This window comes from Mycobacterium sp. RTGN4, from assembly GCF_033804635.1.
GTDB lineage: Bacteria > Actinomycetota > Actinomycetes > Mycobacteriales > Mycobacteriaceae > Mycobacterium.
Genome location: NZ_JAPZLB010000006.1, coordinates 267,313 through 289,688 on the forward strand (window position 1 = coordinate 267,313; position 22,376 = coordinate 289,688).

A 22,376-nucleotide genomic window follows, 5' to 3' on the forward strand; every position below is an offset into this window, starting at 1 on the left:
GACACTCGTCACATTCCCCCGTCCGCGTCGGCAGCGCTAGACGTTGCGGTCACCCCGGGTCCCCACGGTGGGGAAAGAAAGGTGCAGGAATGACGGGTCGGGGTCGCCGAGGGATGCCGCCGCGCAGTGCGCGTCGCAAGCGCAGTTCAAGTCGATGGGGGTCGATGTTGTTGGCCGGCAGCGTCGTCACCGCCGCGTCGGCAGGAGTCAGCGTCACCACCCCATCGGCCACCTACAGCGCTGCGGTTCGACTCCTCGGCACGACGATCGGCGTAGGCCCGTCCTTCGAAGGATTCGGGTTGACCATCCCGCTGCCCTTTTACGGGAGCGCCGTTCCAGAAGGCGATTCCTTCCACACCGTCCCCTATCCGGCGCAGATGACCATCAGCTTGCCGATCATCTCGGATCTGCCCGGTTTGTCGGCCCTTCCGTACTGGCCGCAGTCGCTGAAACGATCCGAGTCGATCGGGGCCGGTCTCCTGTTGCAGGATATCGCCGCCACGCCGACCGACGGCAAGGTGACGATCATTGGCTTGTCGCAGGGCACCATGGTCGGCGAGGTCGCGCGTGCCGCGATGGCCAAAGACCCGAATTCCGTTGCCAACGCCGATGATTACGAGTTCGCCTTCATCGGAGATCCCTATCAACCCAACGGCGGCCTGCTCACCCGCTTCGCCTCTTGGAGTGACCTGCCGATACTGGGTGACCTCTTCCCGTTCGGCCGTCCCGGGCCATCCGACAGCCCCTTCAAGACCACCGTCTACCAGAATCAGTACGACGGCGTCGACGACTTCCCGGCGTATTTCAACGTGCTTGCCATCGCCAACCAGGAAGCCGGGATGCTGTTCGGGCACGTCTTTCCCGGCTATGTGCTGGAGCGTCCCGACGCCCCCAACGCCGTCACCACTCAGGTCGGCAACACCACGTACGTGATGCTGCCCCAGTATCTGCCCCTGCTCGCACCGCTGCGCATACCCGCATCCCTGATCGGAGCAGAGCGATTCGTCGACGCCATCGATCCGGTGTTGCGGGTGTTCGTCGAGATGGGATATGACCGCACCGCAGATCCCAGCCAGGTCAAGGAATTCAGCTGGGTCACCCCTGAGGCGAAGATACAAGAAGCCCGCGACGCACTCCCGGGAGCGTTCGCGCAGTCGCTGGCGATCCTGGGCGGCGAACCCTACACACCGACATTGCCCCAGCCGGTGGTCTCCGCCACCGAACCCGTCACTCCGGTAACCGAGCATCCGATTCAACCGGTGGACAACTCACCGTGGGCACAAAGCGTGCGCCACGCAGTGGAGGACGTGTCTGCAGCGTTGTCGGATGCCACCCGGCCATTGGCCAAGGTGTTTCAGGCCATCGGCGGTGCAACGTCGCCGGTCGACAACCCCGTGGACAGCAAGATTGCCGCGAAAGCCGATACCGATGCTGACCACGAGGTGAAGCTCAGCCGGTTCACTGGTCGCGCACGGGCGCTCCCGGACGCGGACGGTACCGGGAGGCACCGGAAACTCGATGCACCCGCCGCCGAGTCGAGCCGCGACGAGCCCGCGCCGAGCGCTTCGCCGGGAGGCAAGCACTCTGCTTCGGCTCGCTCAGCGAGGGACGCCGCCAAACAGACCACGAAGTCACCAGGCGCTCAACACAATCGCCACTCGGAGCACAAGCGGCCCCACGCAAGCTAAACCTACGGGGATTCGCCGTAGATGCTGGTCAACCAGACGTGGGTCAACGTCTCGACGATGCGATCCCGTGCCACCGCGCCGGCCTCGTCGGAGAGCGTGGCCATGATCATCCGCTCGTTCATCAGGTTGAGCGAGGTGGCAAGGTCGAGCGCCGGGATGGTGTCCGGGGCAGCGCCGCGGTCGCGCTCGGCCTCGATGAGGGCCGCGGTCTGGTTGATCCACTTCTGCATGAAGCCGACCCACATCTCGCGAGCCTCGGGACTAGTGGACACGGCGTCGGTGCCGGCCCTAGCGATCACCGGAAATGCCGCGAACGCGTCGAAGAACATCCGGATGCCGACACGGAAAGCGCGCCGCGGGTCGGCGGGCAACTTCTCCATCGCACCGTCGAAGCCCTTGTCCGCTTGCTGAATCAGCGGATCCAGCAGCGACAGCAGCACCGCTTCCTTGGAGGCGAAGTAGAAGTAGAACGTGGGCCGCGACAGGCCCGCGCCCTTGGCCAGATCGTCGACCGAGATGTCGTTGAACTTCTTCTGCTCGAGCAGGCGGACGGCGGTGCCCAGAATCGCGGCTTGCCGGTCGTCGCCAGAGGGCCGCGCGGAGCGGCGACCGCGGGCGGCGCGGGCTGGATTCGTGGTGCTCACGGCAGGTACCTTACCCGGTGTTGAGTTTTTCAACACACTGTTGACCTATTCGACATGCTGTTGATAGCGTGTGCTCATGACCGAACACCTCGACGTCCTGATCATCGGCGCAGGCATCTCCGGCATCAGTGCCGCCTGGCATCTGCAGGACCGTTGCCCGTCGAAGACCTACGCCGTGCTCGAGCGCCGCGAAAACCTGGGCGGAACCTGGGACCTGTTCAAGTACCCCGGCATTCGCTCCGACTCCGACATGTTCACGCTGGGCTTCCGGTTCAAGCCGTGGAAGTCCGACATTGCCATCGCCGGCGGTCCTTCGATCCTCGAGTACGTGAAGGAAGCTGCTTCAGAGAACGGCATCGACAAGAACATCCGCTTCAACCACCGCGTCGTCGCCGCCAATTGGTCCGATGCCGACAATAGGTGGACCGTCACCGTCGACCGCGACGGCCAGAAGGAAACGCTGACCTGCTCGTTCCTGTTCGCGTGCAGTGGCTACTACAACTACGACGAGGGCTACTCGCCTAAGTTCGAGGGCTCCGAGGACTTCGCGGGCACCATCGTGCACCCGCAGCACTGGGACACCGACCTCGACTACGCGGGCAAGAAGATCGTGGTGATCGGCAGCGGCGCCACTGCGGTGACGCTGATTCCCGCACTGATCAAAAATGGGGCCGGGCACGTCACGATGCTGCAGCGCACGCCCACCTACATCGCATCGCAGCCTGAAGTCGACCCCATCGTCACGCAGATCAACAAGTGGCTGCCCGAGAAGGCCGCCCACGTGGTGAACCGCTGGAAGGCGATCGGCTACAGCACGATCCAGTACCAGCTCGCCAGGAAGTTCCCGAACTACTTCCGGAAGATCCTGCGGACGATGGCTGAGCATCGTCTGCCCGAGGGCTACGACTTCGACAAGCACTTCAGTCCCACGTACAAGCCGTGGGACCAGCGAGTGTGCGTCGCCCCCAACGGTGATCTGTTCAAGGCCATCCGCAAGGGCACCGCCGACGTCGTCACCGACCACATCGAGCGGTTCACCAAGACGGGAATCAAGCTGACCTCGGGCGAGGAGCTCGACGCCGACATCATCGTCACCGCAACGGGACTCAACATGCAGCTGCTCGGCGGCCTTGTGCCCACGCGCAACGGCGAGTCAATCGACCTGACGTCGCTGATGACCTACAAGGGGCTGATGTTCTCCGGCATCCCCAACTTCGCCATCACCTTCGGGTACACGAACGCATCATGGACGCTGAAGGCTGACCTGGTGTCCGAGTTCGTTTGCCGCGTACTGAATTACATGGACGCAAACGGGTTCGACAACGTCGTGCCCGAACATCCCGGCGATGCCGTCGACGAACTGCCGTTCATGGACTTCACCCCGGGTTACTTCCAGCGGTCGATGGACCTGCTGCCGAAGTCCGGTTCGAAGGCCCCGTGGCGACTCAAGCAGAACTACCTGCTCGACCTGCGCCTGATTCGTCAGGGCAAGGTCGACGAAGAGTCGCTGCACTTCACCAAACACCGTGCGGCAGTGGGTGTTTAGTTCCCCACTGCTCGCGCAAGGAAAGTAAGCGGGTTAGTGCGGTGCTGCTACGACGACGATCCCGTCCTCGTCGCAGTACGCGACCTCGCCGGGATGAAACGTGACACCGCCGAAGGTGACCGCCACGTCGCGGTCACCTTCGCCGGTCTTGGTGCCCTTGCGTGGGTTGGTGCCGAGCGCCTTGATGCCGATGTCGATGGTGCGCAGTGTCGACGCGTCCCGCACCGCACCGTGCACGACGATCCCCGCCCAGCCGTGCTCGGCGCCCAAACCGGCGATGAGGTCGCCCACCAGTGCGGTGTGCAGTGAGCCGCCACCATCGACCACCAACACGCCGCCGTGGCCGGGCTCCCCGAGGATCGATTTGAGCAACGCGTTGTCCTGGAAGCAGCGGACCGTGGTGATCGGTCCAGCGAACGTCGCCCTCGCGCCGTAGTTCTGCAGTTGCAGGTCGCAGCTTCGGACGTCCGGATAGATGTCGTCGACGAGGTCGGCGGTCGCGCGCGGTTCGATGGTCACTTCTCGATGCTAGCCACCACGATGTCGGGTACGAACCGCCCGAGGCGCGACGTCAGTCGTCGGCGGAACTGCGTCGGGACAGCAGCACCACAAGGATGGCAAGCACGCCCGCTGCGATGGCGGCAGCGATGGGCAAGTTGGACCGCTCGGGTCCGGGTTGCCGGACGAGCGTCGGAGGGACCGCGGTGGTGACCGTCGACTTCGCTTGTGCGGCCGTCTCCCTGGCGGCCGACGAGCCGTTGGTTTCGGCCAACTTCGGAGCGGGTTCCGCTGCTTTCTTGGCAGGAGCGGCTTTCTTCGCCGGGGCTTTCTTGGCCGGCGGCGCCTTCTTCGCGGGGGCCGCTTTCTTGGCCGCCTTGGCCGGAGTCTTCTTGGCCGGGGCCTTCTTCGCGGGCGCCTTCTTGGCAGGCGGCTGTGGGGCGGGTGGCCCGTTCGTCGGGTCGGGCTCCGAGACCGGTGGGTCCTGCTCGTCCGCCATGTGGCTGCTCCTTTGCAGTTCTCGTCCGTCGGGATGAAAGCTGGCAGTGCTCCCCATCATGCCAGTTCGGTTTCGGCGCTAACCCGTCACGGCTAGTGCGGCGGCGAATGTCAACGCGACGCCCATCAGTGCGAGCTCGACGCGCGACCGAAACTGCGATACGTCGGCGGTGGCGCGGTGGCTGCGGGCGGCCGGGAGCCAGCGGGCGCGATTGCTCCACGCCAGTGCCGTCAATGCGACGGTGACGACGATCTTCGCCAGCAGCAGGCGCCCGTAGCCGGTCGAGTACAGCGCCTGCGGGGAGCCCAGTTTGACGATGGCGCCCGCGATACCGCACACCAGCAGCACGACCACGCACGCCAGCGAGAGTTGGGAGAACCGTGGAAGCACCCTGGCCCATTGGCCGCGCCGCTCCACGGTGAGCACGAGTGCCGCCAGCCCGCCGCACCACACCGCCGCCGCAAGGCCGTGAAGCGCAATGGCAAATCCACCGCCGCCGCTCGCGGACAGGTGGCCGACCAGGGTCCTGCCCACGAGCCCGAGCGCCGCCAAGCCCGCCGCCGCAATACCGGTCGCCGCGGTCCTGGGCAGGGCAGCCGCGACGACGCACGCCGCGGCCGCGGCCAGGCACACCAGCCCGGATCGACCCGCTGACGTACTCACGGCGAACTCAGTCGCCGTGCGCACGTCCAGCGCTCCGACCGCTACCCCGGCCTCCTCGGTCGCCGTGACGAACAACCGCACCAGCTCGGTTGCCGTCCATATCCCCGCACTCAGGACGAGCGGGCCCGCGGCCCTGCGCGCCAACTCGACGCGGAACCGCTCGTCGTCGAGTCTCGGCACCAGGGTCAGCCCGAGTGTCACCACCGCTACGATGTCCGAGAAGGCACGAATCATGCTGGTGCCCAATGGGTTCTGCGGGTAGGCCAGCGACCACGCGGCGACCGCGGTCGTGACCACGACGACGCAGGCCGCGGCCACCGTCCGCCATCGCGTCACGTGCTTCGCCGGGCCACCCACCAGGCACCTGCTCCGATGATGACGACCGCCGCAGCGATGAACGGCCATATCGGCAGGCCGCCGTCAGCAGCCTCGCCCGCGGCCACGGGTGGGCCTGGGGTTCCCGTTCCGGCCTCCGTCAGCCGAAACGACCACGCCCCCGAAACGACGTGTCCGTCCGCCGAGGTCACCCGGTAGTTGACGGTATAGATGCCAACGGGACCAAGCGGCCGTAGCTCGACTGACACCACCGCGCCCTGGACCTGCGGCGCTGCCCCGTTCGACCACAGGTTGCCGTCCGGACCAACCACGGTCATCGCGGCGAACGTCGTCTGGAGTTGCTCGTTGAACGTGGCGCTCACCCGTGGCGGCCCCTTCGCGAGCGAGGTGTCAGGCGCGGGATCGGTGGAGATGCGGACGGCGTGCGCCGACGCGGGCCCCGCGCCGACGAGCGCCAGCAGGCCAAGCGCAAAGGCCACCAGCGCGCCCGCCAGCAGGCGCCTGGTCATGCTCGCCGTGCTCTGACGAACGCTGCGACGACTCCGACCGCCGCAAGGATCAGTGCGGCGCCGGCCAGCCAACGCGCGGTGTCGTCGGACGTCGAGGGTGCAGGCGGTGCAGCGGCCGGTGCGGCCGTGGCAGTCGCGGCGGGGGCGGGCGCCATGTCGTGCGCGGCCGGCGCCTCGCCAGTCAGCGTGAGCACCGGGGCCGGGTGCTCGGGTTCACCGCCGTTCGGAAGTGCGGGCTCGTCCCACTTCACGACCATTCCGTCGGAGTAAGTCTGGGTGGCGGGCAACGTCACCGACTTCTCGTCGGGCAGCTTCACGGAGATGCGGAACAGCCCGAACTGATCGGGTGCGATGCCGACGCCCGGGGCTGCGGTCCACGTCGCCGAACGCACCGTCCCTGCCGCGCCGTCCCGGTCGAGCTTTACCGTCCAGCCGGGCATCGCCTCCGTCGCGGCGGACGCCACGTTTGGCAGGGCGACGCTCAACTGGGTTGTAAGAGCGCCGGTTTCGGATTCATTGGGGACCTGAAACGTCAGTATGGACGTGCTGCCCGGGGCGGCGTCGTCGGCGTGCACGTGAACGTGCGCCCACGCAGGGGTGGCACCGAATAGCAGTGCGGCGGTGGCCAGGCCAGCCGCGAAGAGGGCGCGTCGGGGCGCCCGATGGGTGGTACTCATGCTGTTGTGTCTCTCTGTGTGTCGGGGGTTGGGTCGGTCAGCTGGCGAGGCGGACCGGCGGACCCCGATGTGAGACAGAAGCTGCCAGCAGCAGGCTGGACTGGAGTGGTTGGTCGTCGCCCTCGAATGCCGGTGCCGGCGCGCAGCCGACGGGCACGCGTTGGGGAGCGATGGCCGAGCGCACGGCACGCGACAACGCCGCGCTGAGCCGCCCCGCTGCCGCGATGAGCGCCGCACCCGCGATCACCGCGACCACGTGCGCGGCAGTCATGACAGCCGCGTGGTGCCCGGCCATCATCGCCGAATGTTGGTGACCCGCGCTGCCCAGCAGTACGTGGCCGAAGAGCTGCCCCGACGCCAAAAGCGCCAGCAGGCCCGGCCAACTGGCCAACTTCGGGATCGCCGTGGCGAGGGCGCCGAGCGTGATTGCCATGACACCGACAACGGCGGCCCCCGCGCCAGAAGGCGTCGGCCCGCCCGCGGCCCCGTGGGCGGCGACGGCGAGCGCCGCGGTCAGCGCCGCCGTCGCTATCCCGCGCCAGCGCGCGGTGAGGGGCGGGTCGGATTTCACGAACGGGTCAGACGACGCCGAGGCGCGCCAGCAGGTCCGCGTCGATGCCGTCGAGCTGCGCGGTGATCGCGCCGTGGGCGGCCCGACGGCGGGAGGTGGGCATGTTCTCGGCAGCCGTGACCGCCGCAGACAGATCGGTGAGCTTGCTGGTCATCGCCGAGACGAACTGCTTGGTCTCGGCGTCCTTGGGGTTCTTCTCCGCGACCTGGCGAAGCGACCGTTCGGCCCCATTGATGCGGGCCGATAGGGCGCCGCCGTCGCCGGAGAATTGCCCGAGCTGAGTGAGTGGAACGCCGAGCCGGTCGGCGCGGCGCTGGTCCAGAAGTCCGCGCGCGCTGATGGCTGCGCGGTAGACGATTGGCACCACGACGGGTGCGAGAATCCGCGATACCGTCAGCACGCGGCGAATGCGCGTCGGGGAAAGTAGCTTACCTTCCTTGACCGCCTTCAAGTGTGTCTCAGCAACCTTCAGCGCGGCCTTGTCGCTGTTGCGCTGGGCCTTTAGCCCGGACTTCATGGCGGCCGTCTGACGCCTGCCGTCCGCCTTGATCCGACGCTTCTCGTTCCTGGCGCCCAGCTTGGCCTCCAGCTTGGCCTTGGCCTTGATGGCGCGGGCCTCGGCCCGTCGAGTTGCCCGGCTCTTGCGCCGTGTGAACAGGCCCATCCCGGCCGCCTCCAGGTCATCTCGTTGCGATATTGCGATCGTGGCTCCGCTGGTGGGGCTCACACTATCGCCGTTCGACGACCAGGCTGGCTCCGACCCCCGCGAGAATCGAGTCATCGAGGGCCTCAGCAAACACGCGGCGCCGATTGTGCGACAATCGATGACACGTCGGCTGAGCCGACTGTTCGTGCCGGAGGGGTGGTGACGACGTGGCTTCGCGAATGAGCATCGCCGCGGCCGCCGCTATCCTCGCTTCTGGCCTGCTCGTGGGTGGTTCCAGCTTCTCGTTGGCCTTTGCCGAACCGAACAAGTCGCCGGGTAACGACGCCAGGGACTCCCAGCCTAATGATTCGCCAGGGCCAGCTGATTCATCAGGACCTTCTACAGGTCAACGGCCTCAGACTGGCCGGGGGCACTCCGGGCAAGAGGGGTCGAAGTCCGACGGGAACAAGACCGACGGCGCGTCGGGCACCCCATCGAAGCCCGGTGGTCAGGTCGGCGACGGACGAAACGGACGGCCAACCGACGGGCGCGGGCCTGGCTCGGACGGTGGCCCCTCCAGCAAACAATCGCACGACGGCTCAGGGGGTGCCTCGCAAACAGGCGCCCAAGGAGCTGGCGAAGCCGGTGAAGGGGCTGGCCAGGAAGGGCCGGACGGCCGCCACGGAACGGGCCATCAGCCGGACGGACCACCGGACCGGCAACCCAGCGATCCGACGGGCCAGGACGGCGCGGACGGTACGAAGCAGCCGGACGGCCCCGGCAGGTGGCGCGACCACGACAAGGACGGTCAGTCAGGCAAGGGTGACGAGCCGGGCAACGGCGACGATCCCGGCAAGGGTGAGGGCCCCGGTAGGGATGGATGGCCCGGTCACGGCGACGGATGGCCCGGGCACGGCCACGGTGACGGTGACGGTGACGGCGAAGGTCACGGTCACGGGGACGGGGACGGGTCCGGCGGTGACGGATGGCCCGGCCATGGCCACGGGGACGGCCACGGGGACGGCCACGGGGACGGTGGGGACGGGGAGCATCCGGGTTGGCCCCACGATCCCGGCCATCCGTGGTGGGGCGACTGCGGCGGCGATCCGGGTGATCCGGGTCAGCCGCCAGGTCAGCCTCCGGGCAAGCCACCGGTCAGTAGCGGCGGCGGAGGCGGCGGGAGCGGGATCGGCGGCCTACAGCCCGTTCGGCACCCAACCGTCCCCGAGATGCAGTTGCCTGCTCCGCTACCCACCGAGGTACTGCCTGCCGTTCCAGGCGTTCCGGTTGAGCCAGCGGTCGAAGCGGCCGCTGGACTTGCCACCGCGGCGATCTCACTTCCGTTTGCTCCGCTCACACTGCCGGTGATCGTCATCCCGTCCGTGGGCGGTCCCAGTGGTGCGGGAGCAGCGGGCGCGGGTGGGGCAGGAGGCCCGGGACTCGGGCCGCGGCCGGGAGCGAGTGCACCGGAGGCGCCGCGAGCTCCAAGCGGAAAACCGGGCAAGGCGGAGGCGTCACCAAGTCTCGCCGAGACCCTCAACTCACCTTCCTACCGGGCCGGATACGGTGAATACCTGCGCGCGGCGGGGCTCGGCCAGGTTGCTGCCGTTGCGGTGCCGGGGCTTACCGGCATCCTGGCGATCACTGCCGCGGGTGGACTCCTTGGCTATCGACAGGCGAGGGCGGGGCACGCGGTTCGGGTCGGCGGAACAGGACGCTTCGTGAGTTGATCGAAATAGTGCGGTTAGGGCGTTGGCCGGGGGGTCATAGTTGGAGTGTCATCGAGAGGGGTGAGAGATGTCTGCCAGCCGTCGCGTTACACGCGCCGTGAACGGCGTGCTCGATCTTGCTCCGCGAAGCGGAGAGGTCTCGCTCGCCCGCTTGGTGGAAGCCGTCGCCGATGATCGTGGGCGACCCATCGAGCTCAAGATGGCCGAATTGCCTTCAGGTGTGTGTGGTCAGTGGCGCCAGTACGTCGACCGTGACGTCTTTCTGATCCAGGAAGGCCTGCCTGCCGGTGACCGCACGCTCGCCCATGAGCTCGGTCATCTGGTGCTGGGCCACGAGGGCATCTCGGTCGTCGAGGCGGCGCGCGAGAACACGGAATTCGCGAGCTCCGAGCTGATCGGTTACATGCTCAATCAGCGCACCGGGTGCATGGGCCCCAGTGGAGAAGATGCCGAGCAGGAGGCTGAAGACTTCGCGGCATTGCTGATCTATCGACTCGGCCGATTGCCATCGGATCGATCGTCGATCGTCCAGGTTCGGCTCGGAGAGGCGTTTGGTTGATCATCTGGGTGATCGCCGGCCTGTTGGGGCTGGCGACCGGCCTTCGCATCGGCTGGGCACTGGTCAATAAGCAATCCCTGGTCAGCTCCGCGATGATCATCGCCCTTGGCAGCCTTGGCATCGTCGCCGCGCTGAATTGGCAGCCGTTGACGCTGCTATTGGACACGCTGTTGCGATGGCCGAACGTCTCGACCGTGCTGAGCCAGGTCGCGCTCATCACGTGCGCCGCCGGAAGTTGCGTGATGATCATCTCGGCCTCGTCGGGCCGCGGGCCGACGACCATCCGGCGAATCGCGATGGTGCAGTACGGCTTTGCGGCCGTCGTCGCCGGCGTGACGCTGGTGGCGTTCTTCACCAGCCCCCAACAACCCGAGATGGCGCCGGAGGAGTATCTGCGCCGCAACCTGGGGCCCGGCGCGACTGCGTTGTCGTGGCTACCGCCGCTTCTGTACGTGTTCTTCGCTCTGACACTCGTTGTCTGGGCCGGAGTGCGCCACTCCAATCGCACGCGACGTGGGCGCGCGTTGTTCGTGTTCACGCTCGGAATCGTGCTCATCGTGCTGGCTAGCGCGTTCTTCCTGCTTCGCGCCGCAGGCAACACCCAGTTCGTCGGGGTCGGCTCCGCGGCGACGCTGCTTGGATGCGCAATGTTGGTGGTTGCCAGCGGGTCGCTGCTCCCCAGCGTCGAAGACTGGTTCGGAGCGCGGCGCGAGATGCGGATGATCCGACCTCTGCTCGACGAGCTACACCGAAGACATCCCAATGTGGGGATCGGGGTCCGGCCGCGCGGACCGTTGCTGTTCCGCGTCGCCGAGCAGATGTCGCTGATCTCAGATGCGCTCTACCTCGAGGCAATTCGTGCGCTGGGCGATGACGTCGAGCGGTCGGCCCGCGTATCCGACCCCGAGCTGAGCAGCACGTCGCCCGACGAGCAAGCGCGTCGGATCGCCGGATGGATTCATGCAGGTCGCGATACGGATCGTGACTCGGCAAACATTAAGTTCCCTGGGGCGGATTGGCTACGTCAACCCGCGGCCTACTCCGACCGTGAATGGATACTTGCCATCGCCGACCAATACCGGACGCTAGCGGGCAACGCCAACGTTGCGGTGGGCTGAGCGCAACACCGCGGTTATTCGCCAGGTGGCGCAAAAGCGCCCCTGCGGGCTAATCGTCGAGGTGTTCCTGGCGGCGTAGCTCGTCGGCCTTCGAGACGAGGTCCTGCTGGGCCTCGGGGGACAGTCCAACGGTGCGTGCCGCAATACGTCGGATGCCCTCGTCACGCATGTTCGCCAGCCACGTGAGTTCCTTATCAAGCTTCTCGTAGTACTCGTCGTCGGTGAAGTAAGCACCCTTGATGCGGAAGAAATTGGCGAGTGCCGCCATGGTTGCGACAGACGGGTTGGTCCGATTGCCGGAGCGCAGCTGAGAAAGGTACGGAGCCGACATGGTGACGCCCTCGGCCTTGAGCGCCGCGATGACTTCCGCTGAGGTGTGGGGACCGCGTCCTGGCGGGTAGACGGTATCGAACAGACGGTTCAACCGTGCGGCGAATGTCATGCTCATCGATTATTCCTCCACTTAGCTTCACGAGCGGTAGTCGTTGTCGGCCTATTTGCTGATCATCGTAGCGAGTGATGTGCTGGAGGCCAAGTGCAAACCACCGAAAAGTCTCTCCAACCCAGTAGTTCTACCACTTTCGATGCCATCTAGCAGCACTTATTCTGCAAGGCGGCAACGGGTGGTCTGGCCGGCGCGAAGCTAATACTAACGCTCGGGTAGTTTTGCCCGGGATGCCGGTACCCGGAGGTTTGATCACACGCGACTCATCGTTAACTCCCGGCTATCGACGAGCTCGCCTGGGCCACGCAAACCGTCCTTTGCTCAGAAAGTGAACCACTCGGAGCTCCGGTAGCTGTGGAGCCAGCTTTATCGCATGTCCTCCGGTAGCGAAGATTCCGATAAGCCGTGGTCAGTCCTTTGACCAACAGTAGCCAGCCGGCCCAGCCGAGGAATCTGGCGATGATTTGCGTGCCCCGAGCCAGGCCCAGTCGAACAAGGGCGGGAAAGCGGCAACCGCGCAGCCGAACGCCCCCGGAGCCGAACGTCACTGAGTCTCCCGGTGCATCCCCACGTCTGGAGGACTGTTGGGGTCCGAAGCTCCTATGCGGCCAGCAACATCGCGAGGATGGCGGTGTCGGGATGGCTGATGGGGTCGAGACCGACACGGCTGACCATCGACGTGATCGTGCCGTCCGACTCCGCTTCGACCCATGCGGCGCGATGGTCGAGTCCGAGGTGAGGTAGCCCGGGTAGCAGCACGCATCCAGACGCAGCACCTGCGCACTCCGGAAGTGACGGCATGGTCTCCGACGGGGGATGGAGCATCAAGAGTGCCGGTGGCTGGCGGGACGCGAAATAGCCTGGGGGAATGGCTGATTCGCCGACAACCGTGCCCTCGGCGAGAACCAGTCCGACAGTCCCGGGTACCGGCTCGTCTGGCAACTCTTCGCGCACCCCGAATATGGTCGTGGTCGCAAGCAGTCCTGGTAGCGAGGCCACCCGGACGGCGACCATGAGCAGCTGGGCCCACTCCTTCGTCGAGTCGGGCCACCTCCCCGAGACCACGAAGCCCTTCAGTGCTCCGCCGGAGTGGAACGGCGCGACTTCGATCGTGCCGCCGGATCCTGTGTCCATGCCGCCTCCACGTGGTCGCCCGCCTGCCGACACGGCTGTGGGTCGATCTGTCCAGAATGAAGTAGGTATCCGCCACCGGCAAGCGGGACACGCCTCAGGCGGGTCGGTCGCGTGCGGCTCGCTCCGTCCACACCACGCGATACGTGCCTGCCGCAGATATCGGACCGAACTCGTCGACAGCGCCCGACGCCCGGGGGTTGTCCGAGTGGACCTCGAAGATCACGCCCTGTTCTCCGCGGTACACATCGCCGACGCGTTTGACGCACCAGCGCGTGGAAAGGCGCGGGTCGCGGAACAAGCGCAACTGGCCGTGCCGAGGTGTGCCGCCGCGCAGGGCCAGCAGAGTGTCGCCCGGGTTGAGCGTCGGACGCATCGAGTCCTCGGTCACTCTGAAGACTCGAAGCGGCCAGCTTCGCGAGGGATGGTTTCCGCGCATGGCAGAAGGGTAGGTTAAGGAAATGCTTGATCGACTCTTCCCCAATGCCACTCCCGCCCATGCCCACTGCGACCTCTACTGCGGTGTCTACGATCCAGCGCAGGCCAAGATCGAGGCGCTCTCCTGCCTCAAGACGCTGAAGAAGTACCACGACTCCGACGACGACCACTTCAAGACGCGCGCGATCATCATCAAGGAGCAGCGCGCCGAGGAGGTCAAGCATCACCTGACGGTGCTGTGGGCCGACTTCTTCACCAAGGAGCACTTCGAGCAGTTCCCGAACCTGCACCAGTTGTTCTGGGACGGAGTCCACGGCGCCGGTGACGTGAAGAAGTCACTCGACGTCGCGGTGGCCGAGAAGCTGCTCAAGACGATCGACGACATCTCCGAAATCTTCTGGAAGACAGAGAAGTCCAAGGACATGGGCGTCTACCCGCCCAAGTAGTCAACCCCGACATACAGGCGGGCCTGCTCGATGCGATCGAGCAGGCCCGTTTTTCGTGTGCGCCTTGTGCGCTCAGAACCAGACGATGAGGGCGAGTACGCCAAGAAGAACGAGCGCGATGATGCCTGCGCGCATACAGGACATCAGTTGAGCGTGCGTGTGGGCGTGCGCGGAGGATTGCCACTCCGAGGACGGCGCCGGGGACCCCGATCCAAGCGGATGCGATGACATCTACCCCTCCTGACCAGCGCGACTCACCCTGTCCCTCGGTGAGATCTGTCACAACACGTTCGTTGTGACGCCGATCATAACCGTTGTGGCCGCTGCGGGAAAATCGGCACCCGCGAGACGCCGAACCCCACCTCCGACGCGACTTTGTTAGCCTGGCAAGCCTTTTCGCTCGACGCCCTCGGGGCCTGTTGAGAGTTGGCCTCCGCCGCTTTGGTTTATCCACAGTTGACTGCCAGTGGTTCACAGCTTCTGCGGTTCAGGCGGCGTGTCCGCCTCAGCGGCCTGTGGATGAACCTGTGGAAACTGTGGATAGCCGTCCGATTGCTGAGTCGGCTCGGCGGGGGTGGATGCGCAAGCGAACGGCGCGTGCCAGCATGGTCCCCATGAGCGCTAGCGAGGGCGAAGTCTTGGAGGCGGGCGTCGCGGACGTACCCGTTACGTTCGATGAGTCGGTGATTCTGCTCGACGTGCGTGAGGACGACGAGTGGCAGCGGGGGCACGCGCCGGGTGCGCTGCACATCCCGATGGGCGACGTGCCCGCTCGGATTGGCGAAGTCGACACGGAGGCCAAGCTGTTCGTCGTGTGTCACGCAGGCGGCCGGTCACTGCGGGTTTCCCAATACCTGGCCCGCAACGGGTACGAGCCCATCAACGTCAGCGGCGGAATGCTCGCGTGGGCTGGTGCGGGCCGTCCCGTGGTCACCGACGACGGCGCCGCGGGCACCGTTTGAGAACCGTAGGCTGGTCGGCGTGATTCAGGTCTGTTCGCGATGCGCAACGCGGTGGAACGTCCGCGACCGACAGCGCGTCTGGTGCCCCAGGTGCAACGGCACCCTGCTGGCGCCGTCGGACGCTGCGCCTGACCAGCAGTGGAGTCAACACCTGAGTGCACCGCCGCAGGCCAAGGCCGGCGAGCGCACCGCAACGCGTCCGCCGCCGGGATATCGATGGATCGCCGTCCGACCGGGGGCGCCGCCACCACGCCGCCGACGGGTTCCGACGCTGGGGCCGACACCCCGTTACGCGACGACCCCGCGGTGGGGCCTCCAGGACCACATCGAGCCCACCGAAGCCGCTCCGGCGCAGGTGGTGCGCACCGGACCGTCGGTGCGCTTCGTGCGCGCCACGCTGTTCGTCACGATGGTGCTCTTCGGATTCGCGGCCCTCGTGCACGTGGTGCGCTACGGGCTGCTGCTGATCAACCGATCGATTCTGCTGCCTCCCCTGGTGGCAGGGGCGGCGACCTGGGTAGGCGTGGCCGCCAGCGTGCTCGCGGTGTTCGCGATGATCGCGACGGCGGTCGTGATGACGAACTGGCTGATCGGACGGCGTGCGGCCGCATTTGCGCGGCTCGAACGCGACGAGACGCGCTCCACGTGGCAGCTCTACGCCGGCTGCCTGATACCCGTGATCAACCTGTTCTTTGCGCCGGTCTACGTCGTCGAGCTGGCGATCATCGAGGCACGGGCGCGCGACCTGCGTCGGACCATCGTGGTCTGGTGGTGCGCCTGGGTGCTGAGCTTCTTGCTGTCGGCTTACGCTTCGGTATCCGCGTTGCCCTTCTTCACCCGTGACACGCAGAGCGTGGCCGACAACACCGTGACCACGGCCATCGCGTATTTGGCTGCGCTGGCCGCCCTGCTGCTGCTCAACAAGGTCTTCGGAGGCTTCGAAAGCACGCCCGTCGGGCGGCCGCTCAAGAGGTGGGTCGTCGCCCGCGACGACCGGCAGACCGCCGGAGCTGCCGAACCCGTGGCGAGGGAATCGGCGATTCCGGTTGAGTCCGAACGGCAAGACCCGGCAGCATAGGCGTCATGAACTCGGGCGGCGGTGCGCTCGGCGCCCACCCATACGTGGTGGCGCACCGGGGGGCATCCGCGGAGCGCCCCGAACACACCGTCGCCGCCTATGAGCTCGCGCTGCAAGAAGGCGCCGACGGTGTCGAGTGCGACGTGCGGCTCACGCGCGACGGGCATCTGGTGTGCGTGCACGACCGCCGCATCGACCGCACGTCGACCGGCACCGGACTGGTCAGTGAGCTCACGCTCGGTCAGTTGCGCGAGTTCGACTATGGCGCTTGGCATTCGAGTTGGCGTTCGGATGGCGCGCATGGTGATACCGGGCTGCTGACGCTCGACGATCTGATCAAGCTGGTGCTTGACTGCAATCGTCCGGTGAAGCTGTTCATCGAGACCAAGCACCCCGTGCGCTACGGCGCGCTGGTCGAGAGCAAGGTGCTCGCCCTGCTCCACCGGTACGGCATCGCGTCACCCGCGTCCGCCGATCTGGCCCGTGCGGTGGTCATGTCGTTCTCGGCGGCCGCGGTGTGGCGGATTCGACGGGCCGCGCCCATGTTGCCGACCGTGTTGCTCGGCGAAACGTCCCGGGTGCTCGGCGGCAGTGCAGCGACGACGGTCGGGGCCACCGCGGTGGGGCCGTCGATCGCGACGCTACGCGAGTATCCGGCGCTTGTGGACCGGGCCGCCGCTCACGGCAGGGCGTTGTACTGCTGGACGGTCGATCACTACGAGGACGTGCGGTACTGCCGCGAACTGGGCGTCGCGTGGGTCGCGACGAACCATCCCGGCCGCACGAAGGAGTGGCTACAGAACGGGCTGACCGAGGCCGGCCTAGACCAACCAGAGGACTAGAGGTTTCCCCCGGCGGCCTTTGGCGCGTTGGGGTCGGCCGCAGCGGCCGCCAGTTCGCGCGCGACGAAATCCTCCAGGTTGAACAGATTCGTGCCGGCGCGATCGGCGACCCGCACCAGCGTCGTGGTCAGCGCGACCTCCTCGACCTGCTCCTTGAGGAACCACTGCATGAACTGCTCGCCCAGGTAGTCGTGCTCCTCGCGCGCGACGCTGGCGAGTCGGCTGACCTGTTCGGTCACCGTCCGCTCCTGATCGAGCGCGAGCCGCAACGCCTCGGTCGGCGAATCGAAGCGGTTGCGCACCGCATCGGTGCCCGGGATCTCGACTTCGACGTCGCGGTCGAGCAGATACTGGACCAGCATCATGGCGTGATTGCGCTCCTCGACGGCCTGGCCGTAGAAGTGTTTAGCCAGCTGCGGCAGGTCTGCGCCATCGAAGTAGACGGCGATCGCGATGTATTGCTGCGACGCATTGAACTCGCTGCGGATTTGGTCGCGGAGCAAGTGGTGGAATTTCGTGTCGAGTGCGGTTGCGTCGTTCATGAATCGAAGGATAGTGCAGGTCAGGACACTCTGTCAGCAAAGGTATGCCTTATTAAAGCAAGCATTCCCTAACTGGTGTGTCGTGGGCAACACCGCGGCACCACAGTTTGCTGAGGCTAGCCTTGGCCCGCTTTCAGCACGTCGGGAGGCACCGCCGAATCGCTGGCCAAGGCGTGGAAGAGCTGGCTGGCAGCGTCGCCGTCCCACACCACGACGGAGCCCGAGTCGCTACCCGTGAACTCGCCGATCGGCACGGTGGTCGTCGTGACGGTGCCATGCAACGCCCATGCCAGCCGGGCCAGGTCCCACACGTGCGCTCCGGTATCGACGGTCACGGCCTGTGCCGCCGCATGTGCCATCGGGTACCAGCGCAGGGGGTTCATCAGCACGGCCGGGCTCGCGGAACGGTGCATCAGCGCCGACATGAACAGACGCTGATTGGTCATCCGATCCAGATCCGCGCGCGGGGTCGCGCGAGTGCGGACGTAGCCGAGTGCGTTGCGCCCGTCCAGCATCTGACAGCCGGCGGGCAGGTCGATGCCGGCGAGCGGGTCGACGACGGGCTCGGGCGGGCACATCGTGACGCCTCCGATGGCGTCCACCATGGCGGCGAAGCCTTCGAACCCGACCTCGGCATAGTGGTCCAGCCGGATGCCGGTGGCCTCCTCGACCGTCTGGGCCAGCAGTGGGGCGCCGCCGATGGAGAACGCCGCGTTGATCTTGTCCTCGCCGTGCCCGGGAATGTCGACGTAGGAGTCGCGGGGGAGCGACACCATCGTGGTCGACGTGTCCGACCCGAAGCCAGGGACGTGCACCACCAGAATGGTGTCGGTTCTGCCGTTTCCGATGTCGTCGCCGGTGGTCAGCTCGGCCTGCTGCTCGGGGGTGAGCCCCTGTCTGCTGTCCGATCCGACCAGCAGCCACGTCGTCCCGCGCCCAGGGGTGGGCCGTTCCGGATAGTCGGCCAAGGCGGCCGTGCGTTGCAGCGACGTGTCGATCCAGTAGCCGGTGCCGACGACCGCGACCACGGACACCAGCAGAAGCGTGAGCACCGTCGTGAGCACGATGCGGCCCCAGCGCCGCTTGCGGCGGGGCTTGGGGGTCTTCGGCGGGGCGGGTGGGCGGCCGGCAGGCGGGGGTGGCGGCGGTCGGTGGGCCGATGCGGGTGGTGGGCGGCGGCGTGGGACCGGAGGCGCCGGAGGGGGTGGAGGTGGCGGAGGGGGTGGAGGTGGCGGCAGGGGCCGCGTCGCACCGGGGGGCGGAGGAGGCGGCGGCACGGGCCGGGCTGCGCCGGGGGGTGGCTGGCGGTAGCGCGGATCTCTGCGAATCACCTGCGGCGGCTCCGACCGAATCGGCCCTGGCCGACGAGGGTCGGGCCCGGGCGCGGCCGGCCGGTCGCGGTTCACAGCATGAATGTACGTCCAGTCAAGGGCTGATCGGCGCTCAATGCAGCCAGCCGAGGTGACCCGCAAGCAGCGCGTAGCCGACGAACGCCACGGCGTCGATCAGCCCGTGCGCAATGATCAGCGGCCACAGCCGGCCCGTGCGTTGCCACGTGTAGCCGAACACCAGGCCCATCACCACGTTTCCGAGCCCCGCTCCGAAGCCCTGGTAGAGGTGATAGGTGCCGCGCAGCAGGCTGGACAACAGCAGGGCCTTGCTGGACGTCACTCCCAATTGGCGTAGCCGCGTCAGCAGATACCCGACCACGATGACTTCCTCGGCCCACCCGTTGGCGAACGCGACGCACAGCAGCACGGGGATCCGCCACCAGGTGTCGGTCAGGGTCGACGGCACCACCTCGACGCCGATGCCAAGCGCCCGGCCTGCGACGTACAACGCAAGCCCGGGCAGCCCGATCAGGGCGGCCAGCCCGAGTCCACCGAGCAGGTCCGGCCGCCAGCGGAATCGACCAAGCCCGATGCGCGCTGGCCCGAATCCGGTGCGCCACAACAGGTAGAGCCCAAGGGTGCCCCAGGCGATCAGCTGAAAGACGGCCGCAAGGTTCAGCCCCAAGTTGATGAGGTCGATGGGGGAGAGCTTCCGGTTGAGCGCCACTTTCTGGCCGGCCAAACCCAGGATGACGGCTTCAGTCAGGCGGAGCAGCGCGGTGTAGGCACTGACCCCGAACGTCACGGCTAGGACGACGAGGAGCTCGATGCGCAAGGTGCGCGGCGGAGGCGTCGCTTCGTCGGGAGCGGCGGTCACCGCAGCTACGGTAGCCGCCGGCGGCGTACTTTACTTTCCCCGTGTCGCTGCGCTCGTGCCCGCCGAACTAGATGCGGCGCGCGCGCAGGCCGTTGAGGAACGGGCAGCCCATCAGCACGCGAATTGCTTGGCTTAGCCCGGTGACGTCGTCGACGGGCCTCGGGAACGGCAGCCGCACGTCGTGGTCGCCGTCCTCGTTCTCGACGCGAAGTTGGACGCCGTAGCGATCCAACCCGAGTGGGCGGACCCGCCCGTGCCGCAGTGGGCTCGGGAGCCTATCCGCGAGTCGGTCGACGACCTCGCGATGGGCCGACTCGAGGTGTTGGAGCCAGCAGGACTCCAGTGCGTAGAACGGGTCGGGTACGGCGTCGAGCAACGTGCTGACACAGACGGACTCGGCGCCCGTCGAGTCGGCGACGACCACCGATTCGATCTCGAGCCGCATCAGCGCGTACGGGGTGTCACCGCGCACGGCCGCAGCCTCGCCGGTGTTCACCTGCAGCAGTGCGGGATTGGGGCTCTCGGTGGCGATGAGGTCCAGTAGGCTCGACACGTCGCCAGCGGATACGTGCTGCAGTCGGCCGCGGATCCACACCAGTGAGCGCACGGGTTCGCGCAAGGGCAGCGGTGCATAGTCGGTCAGCTCGAGGACCGCCTGCACGCCGTGTGCACCCGCCGCGACGACCATGCCGTTCAACAGGCCGTGCGCAGGCACGGTGATGGCGAAGGAGCCGTCGGCGAGCAGGTGGTGCACCGGCGTCGCCCGTGGCTCGAGTCCCTCGACCGCGAGCATGGCCCCGCCACCGCGAGCGCAGGCGCTCCGAATCCGCTCAGCTGTCGTCGGTGCCAGCACGGTCATCGCGTCACCCTTCAGTTAATGAGGTAAACCTAACTTAGGCTAGCCTCACCAAATTATGCAAGCTTTGCCGAATTGCTTCCGGGATCGGCGACTCCGGAGCCGATAGGCTTGCGTCCGTGCCACGCGTCGCCTACCTCGGTCCGCGTGGAACCTTTTCTCAAGCGGCCCTGATGGAGATGTCGGCCCGCGGAATGCTGACCGGCACGGCCGAAGAGGTCCCCACCGTCAGCACGCCTGCGGCGCTGGACGCCGTGCGCGGCGGCGATGCCGACTACGCGTGCGTGCCGATCGAGAATTCAATCGAGGGATCGGTGTTGCCCACGCTGGACAGCCTCGCGTTCGGGCCGCCGCTGCAAGTCTTCGGCGAGCTCACCTTGGACGTCGCCTTCAGCATCGTGGTCGCAGAACACAAGACGGCCGACGACGTGCGCAGCGTCGCGGCGTTTCCGGTGGCGGCGGCCCAAGTCCGGCGCTGGCTGGCCGCGCATCTACCGGAGGCCGAAGTAGTACCCGCCAGCTCGAATGCCGCCGCAGCAGCGGACGTCGTGCACGGCCGTGCCGACGCCGGGGTGAGCACGGCGCTGGCTGCTGAGCTCTACGGACTGGGCACCCTCGCCTCGGGCGTCGTCGACGAGCCGAACGCCCGCACCCGGTTCGTGCTGGCCGGTCCTCCGGGTCCGCCGCCCGAGCGCACCGGCGCCGACCGCACGTCGGTGGTGTTGCGGCTGGACAACGTGCCGGGCGCACTGGTTTCGGCGATGACGGAGTTCGCCATTCGCGACATCGACCTGACCCGCATCGAATCGCGGCCCACCCGTACCGAATTGGGTACCTACGTGTTCTTCCTCGATTGCGTCGGCCACATTGACGACACGCCGGTGGCCGAGGCACTCAAGGCGCTGCACCGACGTTGTGCAGACGTGATGTATCTGGGCTCCTGGCCGACCGGTGCTCCTGCCGGAGCGGTGCCGCCGACGACGGATGAGGAGTCGAGTTGGTTGGAGCGACTCCGAAGGGGACCGCGATGAGCGCTTGCGCGAAGAGCCGAGTGCACCGATGAGTGGGCGTTTGGTCCTGGTCCGGCACGGCCAGTCACATGCCAACGTCGACCGTCGACTCGACACCCGTCCGCCTGGCGCCGCCCTGACGGACCTGGGTCACGAGCAGGCCCGCGCATTCGCCGCCCAGTGGCCGCACCACGTCGGGATGGTCGCGCACTCCGTGGCGTTGCGGGCGACCGAGACCGCGGCCGACATCGGAGCCGAGCTCGGGCTACCGACGCTTCGCCTCGAGGGCATCCACGAAGTACAGGTCGGCGATCTGGAGAACCGCAACGACGAGCCCTCCGTCGAGGAGTTCAACTCGATCTATCAGCGCTGGCAAGAAGGCGAGCTCGACGTGCCGATGCCCGGCGGAGAGAGCGCCACGGCCGTGCTGGAGCGCTATCTGCCGGTGGTGAAACAGCTGCGGGTGCGCTTCCTCGACGACCACGCCTGGACGGGTGACGTCGTCGTCGTGAGCCACGGAGCCGCGATTCGCCTTGCGGGCGCAGTGCTGGCCGGCGTCGACGGCGGCTTCGCCCTCGAGCACCACCTCGCGAACACGGAATGCGTGGTGCTGACACCCATCACCGACGGGCGGTGGAGTTGCGTTCAGTGGGCGGCGCTCACTCCGCCGTTCGAACCGACGCCCGTCAGTGCCGTCGACGATGCGCTGCACGGCGCCGATCCGATGGGTTGAC

General features: G+C 67.0%; 29 protein-coding genes. 11 read left to right on the plus strand and 18 right to left on the minus strand.

Annotation, left to right across the window (positions count from 1 at the left end):
- The first annotated feature begins 89 nt into the window (after window positions 1-89).
- Window positions 90-1,688, plus strand: coding sequence for a PE-PPE domain-containing protein (locus SLQ30_RS15390; protein ID WP_319448409.1), 1,599 nt, complete (start codon window positions 90-92; stop codon window positions 1,686-1,688).
- A 2-nt stretch (window positions 1,689-1,690) separates the two neighbouring features.
- On the opposite strand, the gene SLQ30_RS15395 is transcribed toward SLQ30_RS15390, so the two are convergent.
- On the minus strand, window positions 1,691-2,332 hold the full coding sequence (locus SLQ30_RS15395) for a TetR/AcrR family transcriptional regulator (protein ID WP_319448410.1): 642 nt from the start codon (window positions 2,330-2,332) through the stop codon (window positions 1,691-1,693).
- A 76-nt stretch (window positions 2,333-2,408) separates the two neighbouring features.
- Between SLQ30_RS15395 and SLQ30_RS15400 the strand changes: the two genes are divergently transcribed.
- Entirely contained in the window at window positions 2,409-3,878 is a 1,470-nt protein-coding gene (locus SLQ30_RS15400) for an NAD(P)/FAD-dependent oxidoreductase (RefSeq protein ID WP_319448411.1), read from the plus strand.
- Window positions 3,879-3,911: 33 nt separating this feature from the next.
- On the opposite strand, the gene rraA is transcribed toward SLQ30_RS15400, so the two are convergent.
- From rraA to SLQ30_RS15445, 9 genes are all read right to left on the minus strand, one after another.
- The gene (rraA, locus tag SLQ30_RS15405) at window positions 3,912-4,397 is read right to left on the minus strand and encodes a ribonuclease E activity regulator RraA (protein ID WP_319448412.1); all 486 of its coding nucleotides are present in this window, start codon (window positions 4,395-4,397) and stop codon (window positions 3,912-3,914) included.
- Between the two features lie 52 nt (window positions 4,398-4,449).
- Complete coding sequence (locus SLQ30_RS15410) at window positions 4,450-4,875, minus strand: hypothetical protein (protein ID WP_319448413.1); 426 nt, start codon at window positions 4,873-4,875, stop codon at window positions 4,450-4,452.
- Between the two features lie 78 nt (window positions 4,876-4,953).
- Window positions 4,954-5,874, minus strand: coding sequence for a copper resistance D family protein (locus tag SLQ30_RS15415; RefSeq protein WP_319448414.1), 921 nt, complete (start codon window positions 5,872-5,874; stop codon window positions 4,954-4,956).
- Window positions 5,871-6,383 (minus strand): copper resistance protein CopC, encoded by a 513-nt coding sequence (locus SLQ30_RS15420; RefSeq protein ID WP_319448415.1) that lies wholly within the window; start codon window positions 6,381-6,383, stop codon window positions 5,871-5,873. Before SLQ30_RS15420 ends, SLQ30_RS15415 begins: the two co-directional genes overlap by 4 nt.
- Complete coding sequence (locus SLQ30_RS15425) at window positions 6,380-7,060, minus strand: YcnI family protein (RefSeq protein ID WP_319448416.1); 681 nt, start codon at window positions 7,058-7,060, stop codon at window positions 6,380-6,382. Before SLQ30_RS15425 ends, SLQ30_RS15420 begins: the two co-directional genes overlap by 4 nt.
- Window positions 7,061-7,097: 37 nt before the next feature.
- Window positions 7,098-7,631 carry a hypothetical protein gene (locus tag SLQ30_RS15430; protein ID WP_319448417.1) on the minus strand — a complete coding sequence of 178 codons (534 nt, stop codon included), beginning with the start codon at window positions 7,629-7,631 and terminating at the stop codon, window positions 7,098-7,100.
- A 7-nt stretch (window positions 7,632-7,638) separates the two neighbouring features.
- Window positions 7,639-8,295: a DUF6474 family protein gene (locus SLQ30_RS15435; RefSeq protein ID WP_319448561.1), complete on the minus strand. Its 657-nt coding sequence runs from the start codon at window positions 8,293-8,295 to the stop codon at window positions 7,639-7,641.
- A gap of 581 nt (window positions 8,296-8,876) precedes the next feature.
- The gene (locus SLQ30_RS15440) at window positions 8,877-9,074 is read right to left on the minus strand and encodes a hypothetical protein (RefSeq protein WP_319448418.1); all 198 of its coding nucleotides are present in this window, start codon (window positions 9,072-9,074) and stop codon (window positions 8,877-8,879) included.
- Window positions 9,075-9,089: 15 nt separating this feature from the next.
- The gene (locus SLQ30_RS15445) at window positions 9,090-9,344 is read right to left on the minus strand and encodes a hypothetical protein (protein WP_319448419.1); all 255 of its coding nucleotides are present in this window, start codon (window positions 9,342-9,344) and stop codon (window positions 9,090-9,092) included.
- Window positions 9,345-9,506: 162 nt separating this feature from the next.
- Between SLQ30_RS15445 and SLQ30_RS15450 the strand changes: the two genes are divergently transcribed.
- The 3 genes from SLQ30_RS15450 (at window position 9,507) to SLQ30_RS15460 (ending at window position 11,684) form a co-directional block, all read left to right on the plus strand.
- Window positions 9,507-10,007, plus strand: coding sequence for a hypothetical protein (locus SLQ30_RS15450; protein WP_319448420.1), 501 nt, complete (start codon window positions 9,507-9,509; stop codon window positions 10,005-10,007).
- Between the two features lie 67 nt (window positions 10,008-10,074).
- Window positions 10,075-10,566 carry a DUF955 domain-containing protein gene (locus SLQ30_RS15455; RefSeq protein ID WP_319448421.1) on the plus strand — a complete coding sequence of 164 codons (492 nt, stop codon included), beginning with the start codon at window positions 10,075-10,077 and terminating at the stop codon, window positions 10,564-10,566.
- On the plus strand, window positions 10,563-11,684 hold the full coding sequence (locus tag SLQ30_RS15460; RefSeq protein ID WP_319448422.1) for a hypothetical protein: 1,122 nt from the start codon (window positions 10,563-10,565) through the stop codon (window positions 11,682-11,684). Before SLQ30_RS15455 ends, SLQ30_RS15460 begins: the two co-directional genes overlap by 4 nt.
- Before the next feature lie 49 nt (window positions 11,685-11,733).
- Here SLQ30_RS15460 and SLQ30_RS15465 read toward each other — a convergent pair whose 3' ends face one another.
- The 3 genes from SLQ30_RS15465 to SLQ30_RS15475 all read right to left on the minus strand — a co-directional run bounded on the left by SLQ30_RS15465 (window position 11,734) and on the right by SLQ30_RS15475 (window position 13,699).
- Window positions 11,734-12,132: a transcriptional regulator gene (locus tag SLQ30_RS15465; RefSeq protein ID WP_319448423.1), complete on the minus strand. Its 399-nt coding sequence runs from the start codon at window positions 12,130-12,132 to the stop codon at window positions 11,734-11,736.
- Window positions 12,133-12,729: 597 nt separating this feature from the next.
- Entirely contained in the window at window positions 12,730-13,263 is a 534-nt protein-coding gene (locus SLQ30_RS15470; RefSeq protein ID WP_319448424.1) for a peptidase, read from the minus strand.
- Window positions 13,264-13,357: 94 nt separating this feature from the next.
- A complete protein-coding gene (locus SLQ30_RS15475) occupies window positions 13,358-13,699 on the minus strand; it encodes a S24/S26 family peptidase (RefSeq protein ID WP_319448425.1) in 342 nt (113 codons plus the stop codon).
- A gap of 22 nt (window positions 13,700-13,721) precedes the next feature.
- Between SLQ30_RS15475 and sodN the strand changes: the two genes are divergently transcribed.
- Window positions 13,722-14,144, plus strand: a complete 423-nt coding sequence (gene sodN / locus SLQ30_RS15480; RefSeq protein ID WP_319448426.1) for a superoxide dismutase, Ni — start codon at window positions 13,722-13,724, stop codon at window positions 14,142-14,144.
- Window positions 14,145-14,216: 72 nt separating this feature from the next.
- Here the strand turns inward: sodN and SLQ30_RS15485 are convergent, their stop codons facing one another.
- Entirely contained in the window at window positions 14,217-14,375 is a 159-nt protein-coding gene (locus SLQ30_RS15485) for a hypothetical protein (protein ID WP_319448427.1), read from the minus strand.
- Between the two features lie 383 nt (window positions 14,376-14,758).
- Between SLQ30_RS15485 and SLQ30_RS15490 the strand changes: the two genes are divergently transcribed.
- From SLQ30_RS15490 to SLQ30_RS15500, 3 genes are read left to right on the plus strand one after another with little or no spacing between them, the layout of a single operon-like run.
- On the plus strand, window positions 14,759-15,106 hold the full coding sequence (locus tag SLQ30_RS15490) for a rhodanese-like domain-containing protein (protein WP_319448428.1): 348 nt from the start codon (window positions 14,759-14,761) through the stop codon (window positions 15,104-15,106).
- A 19-nt stretch (window positions 15,107-15,125) separates the two neighbouring features.
- Entirely contained in the window at window positions 15,126-16,184 is a 1,059-nt protein-coding gene (locus SLQ30_RS15495; protein ID WP_319448429.1) for a DUF4328 domain-containing protein, read from the plus strand.
- A 5-nt stretch (window positions 16,185-16,189) separates the two neighbouring features.
- Entirely contained in the window at window positions 16,190-17,026 is an 837-nt protein-coding gene (locus SLQ30_RS15500; protein ID WP_319448430.1) for a glycerophosphodiester phosphodiesterase, read from the plus strand.
- Here SLQ30_RS15500 and SLQ30_RS15505 read toward each other — a convergent pair.
- The 4 genes from SLQ30_RS15505 to SLQ30_RS15520 form a co-directional block, all read right to left on the minus strand.
- Window positions 17,023-17,568: a ferritin gene (locus SLQ30_RS15505; protein WP_319448431.1), complete on the minus strand. Its 546-nt coding sequence runs from the start codon at window positions 17,566-17,568 to the stop codon at window positions 17,023-17,025. The genes SLQ30_RS15500 and SLQ30_RS15505 overlap by 4 nt on opposite strands.
- Before the next feature lie 116 nt (window positions 17,569-17,684).
- The gene (locus tag SLQ30_RS15510; RefSeq protein ID WP_319448432.1) at window positions 17,685-18,974 is read right to left on the minus strand and encodes an LCP family protein; all 1,290 of its coding nucleotides are present in this window, start codon (window positions 18,972-18,974) and stop codon (window positions 17,685-17,687) included.
- Between the two features lie 37 nt (window positions 18,975-19,011).
- Window positions 19,012-19,776, minus strand: coding sequence for a CPBP family intramembrane glutamic endopeptidase (locus SLQ30_RS15515; protein WP_319448433.1), 765 nt, complete (start codon window positions 19,774-19,776; stop codon window positions 19,012-19,014).
- A gap of 67 nt (window positions 19,777-19,843) precedes the next feature.
- Window positions 19,844-20,635, minus strand: coding sequence for a DUF2470 domain-containing protein (locus SLQ30_RS15520; RefSeq protein WP_319448434.1), 792 nt, complete (start codon window positions 20,633-20,635; stop codon window positions 19,844-19,846).
- 116 nt (window positions 20,636-20,751) lie between these two features.
- Here SLQ30_RS15520 and pheA point away from each other — a divergent pair, with 116 nt between their 5' ends.
- Window positions 20,752-21,663, plus strand: coding sequence for a prephenate dehydratase (gene pheA / locus SLQ30_RS15525; RefSeq protein ID WP_319448435.1), 912 nt, complete (start codon window positions 20,752-20,754; stop codon window positions 21,661-21,663).
- Between the two features lie 28 nt (window positions 21,664-21,691).
- Window positions 21,692-22,375 (plus strand): histidine phosphatase family protein, encoded by a 684-nt coding sequence (locus tag SLQ30_RS15530; protein WP_319448436.1) that lies wholly within the window; start codon window positions 21,692-21,694, stop codon window positions 22,373-22,375.
- The last annotated feature ends 1 nt before the right edge of the window (window position 22,376 follow it).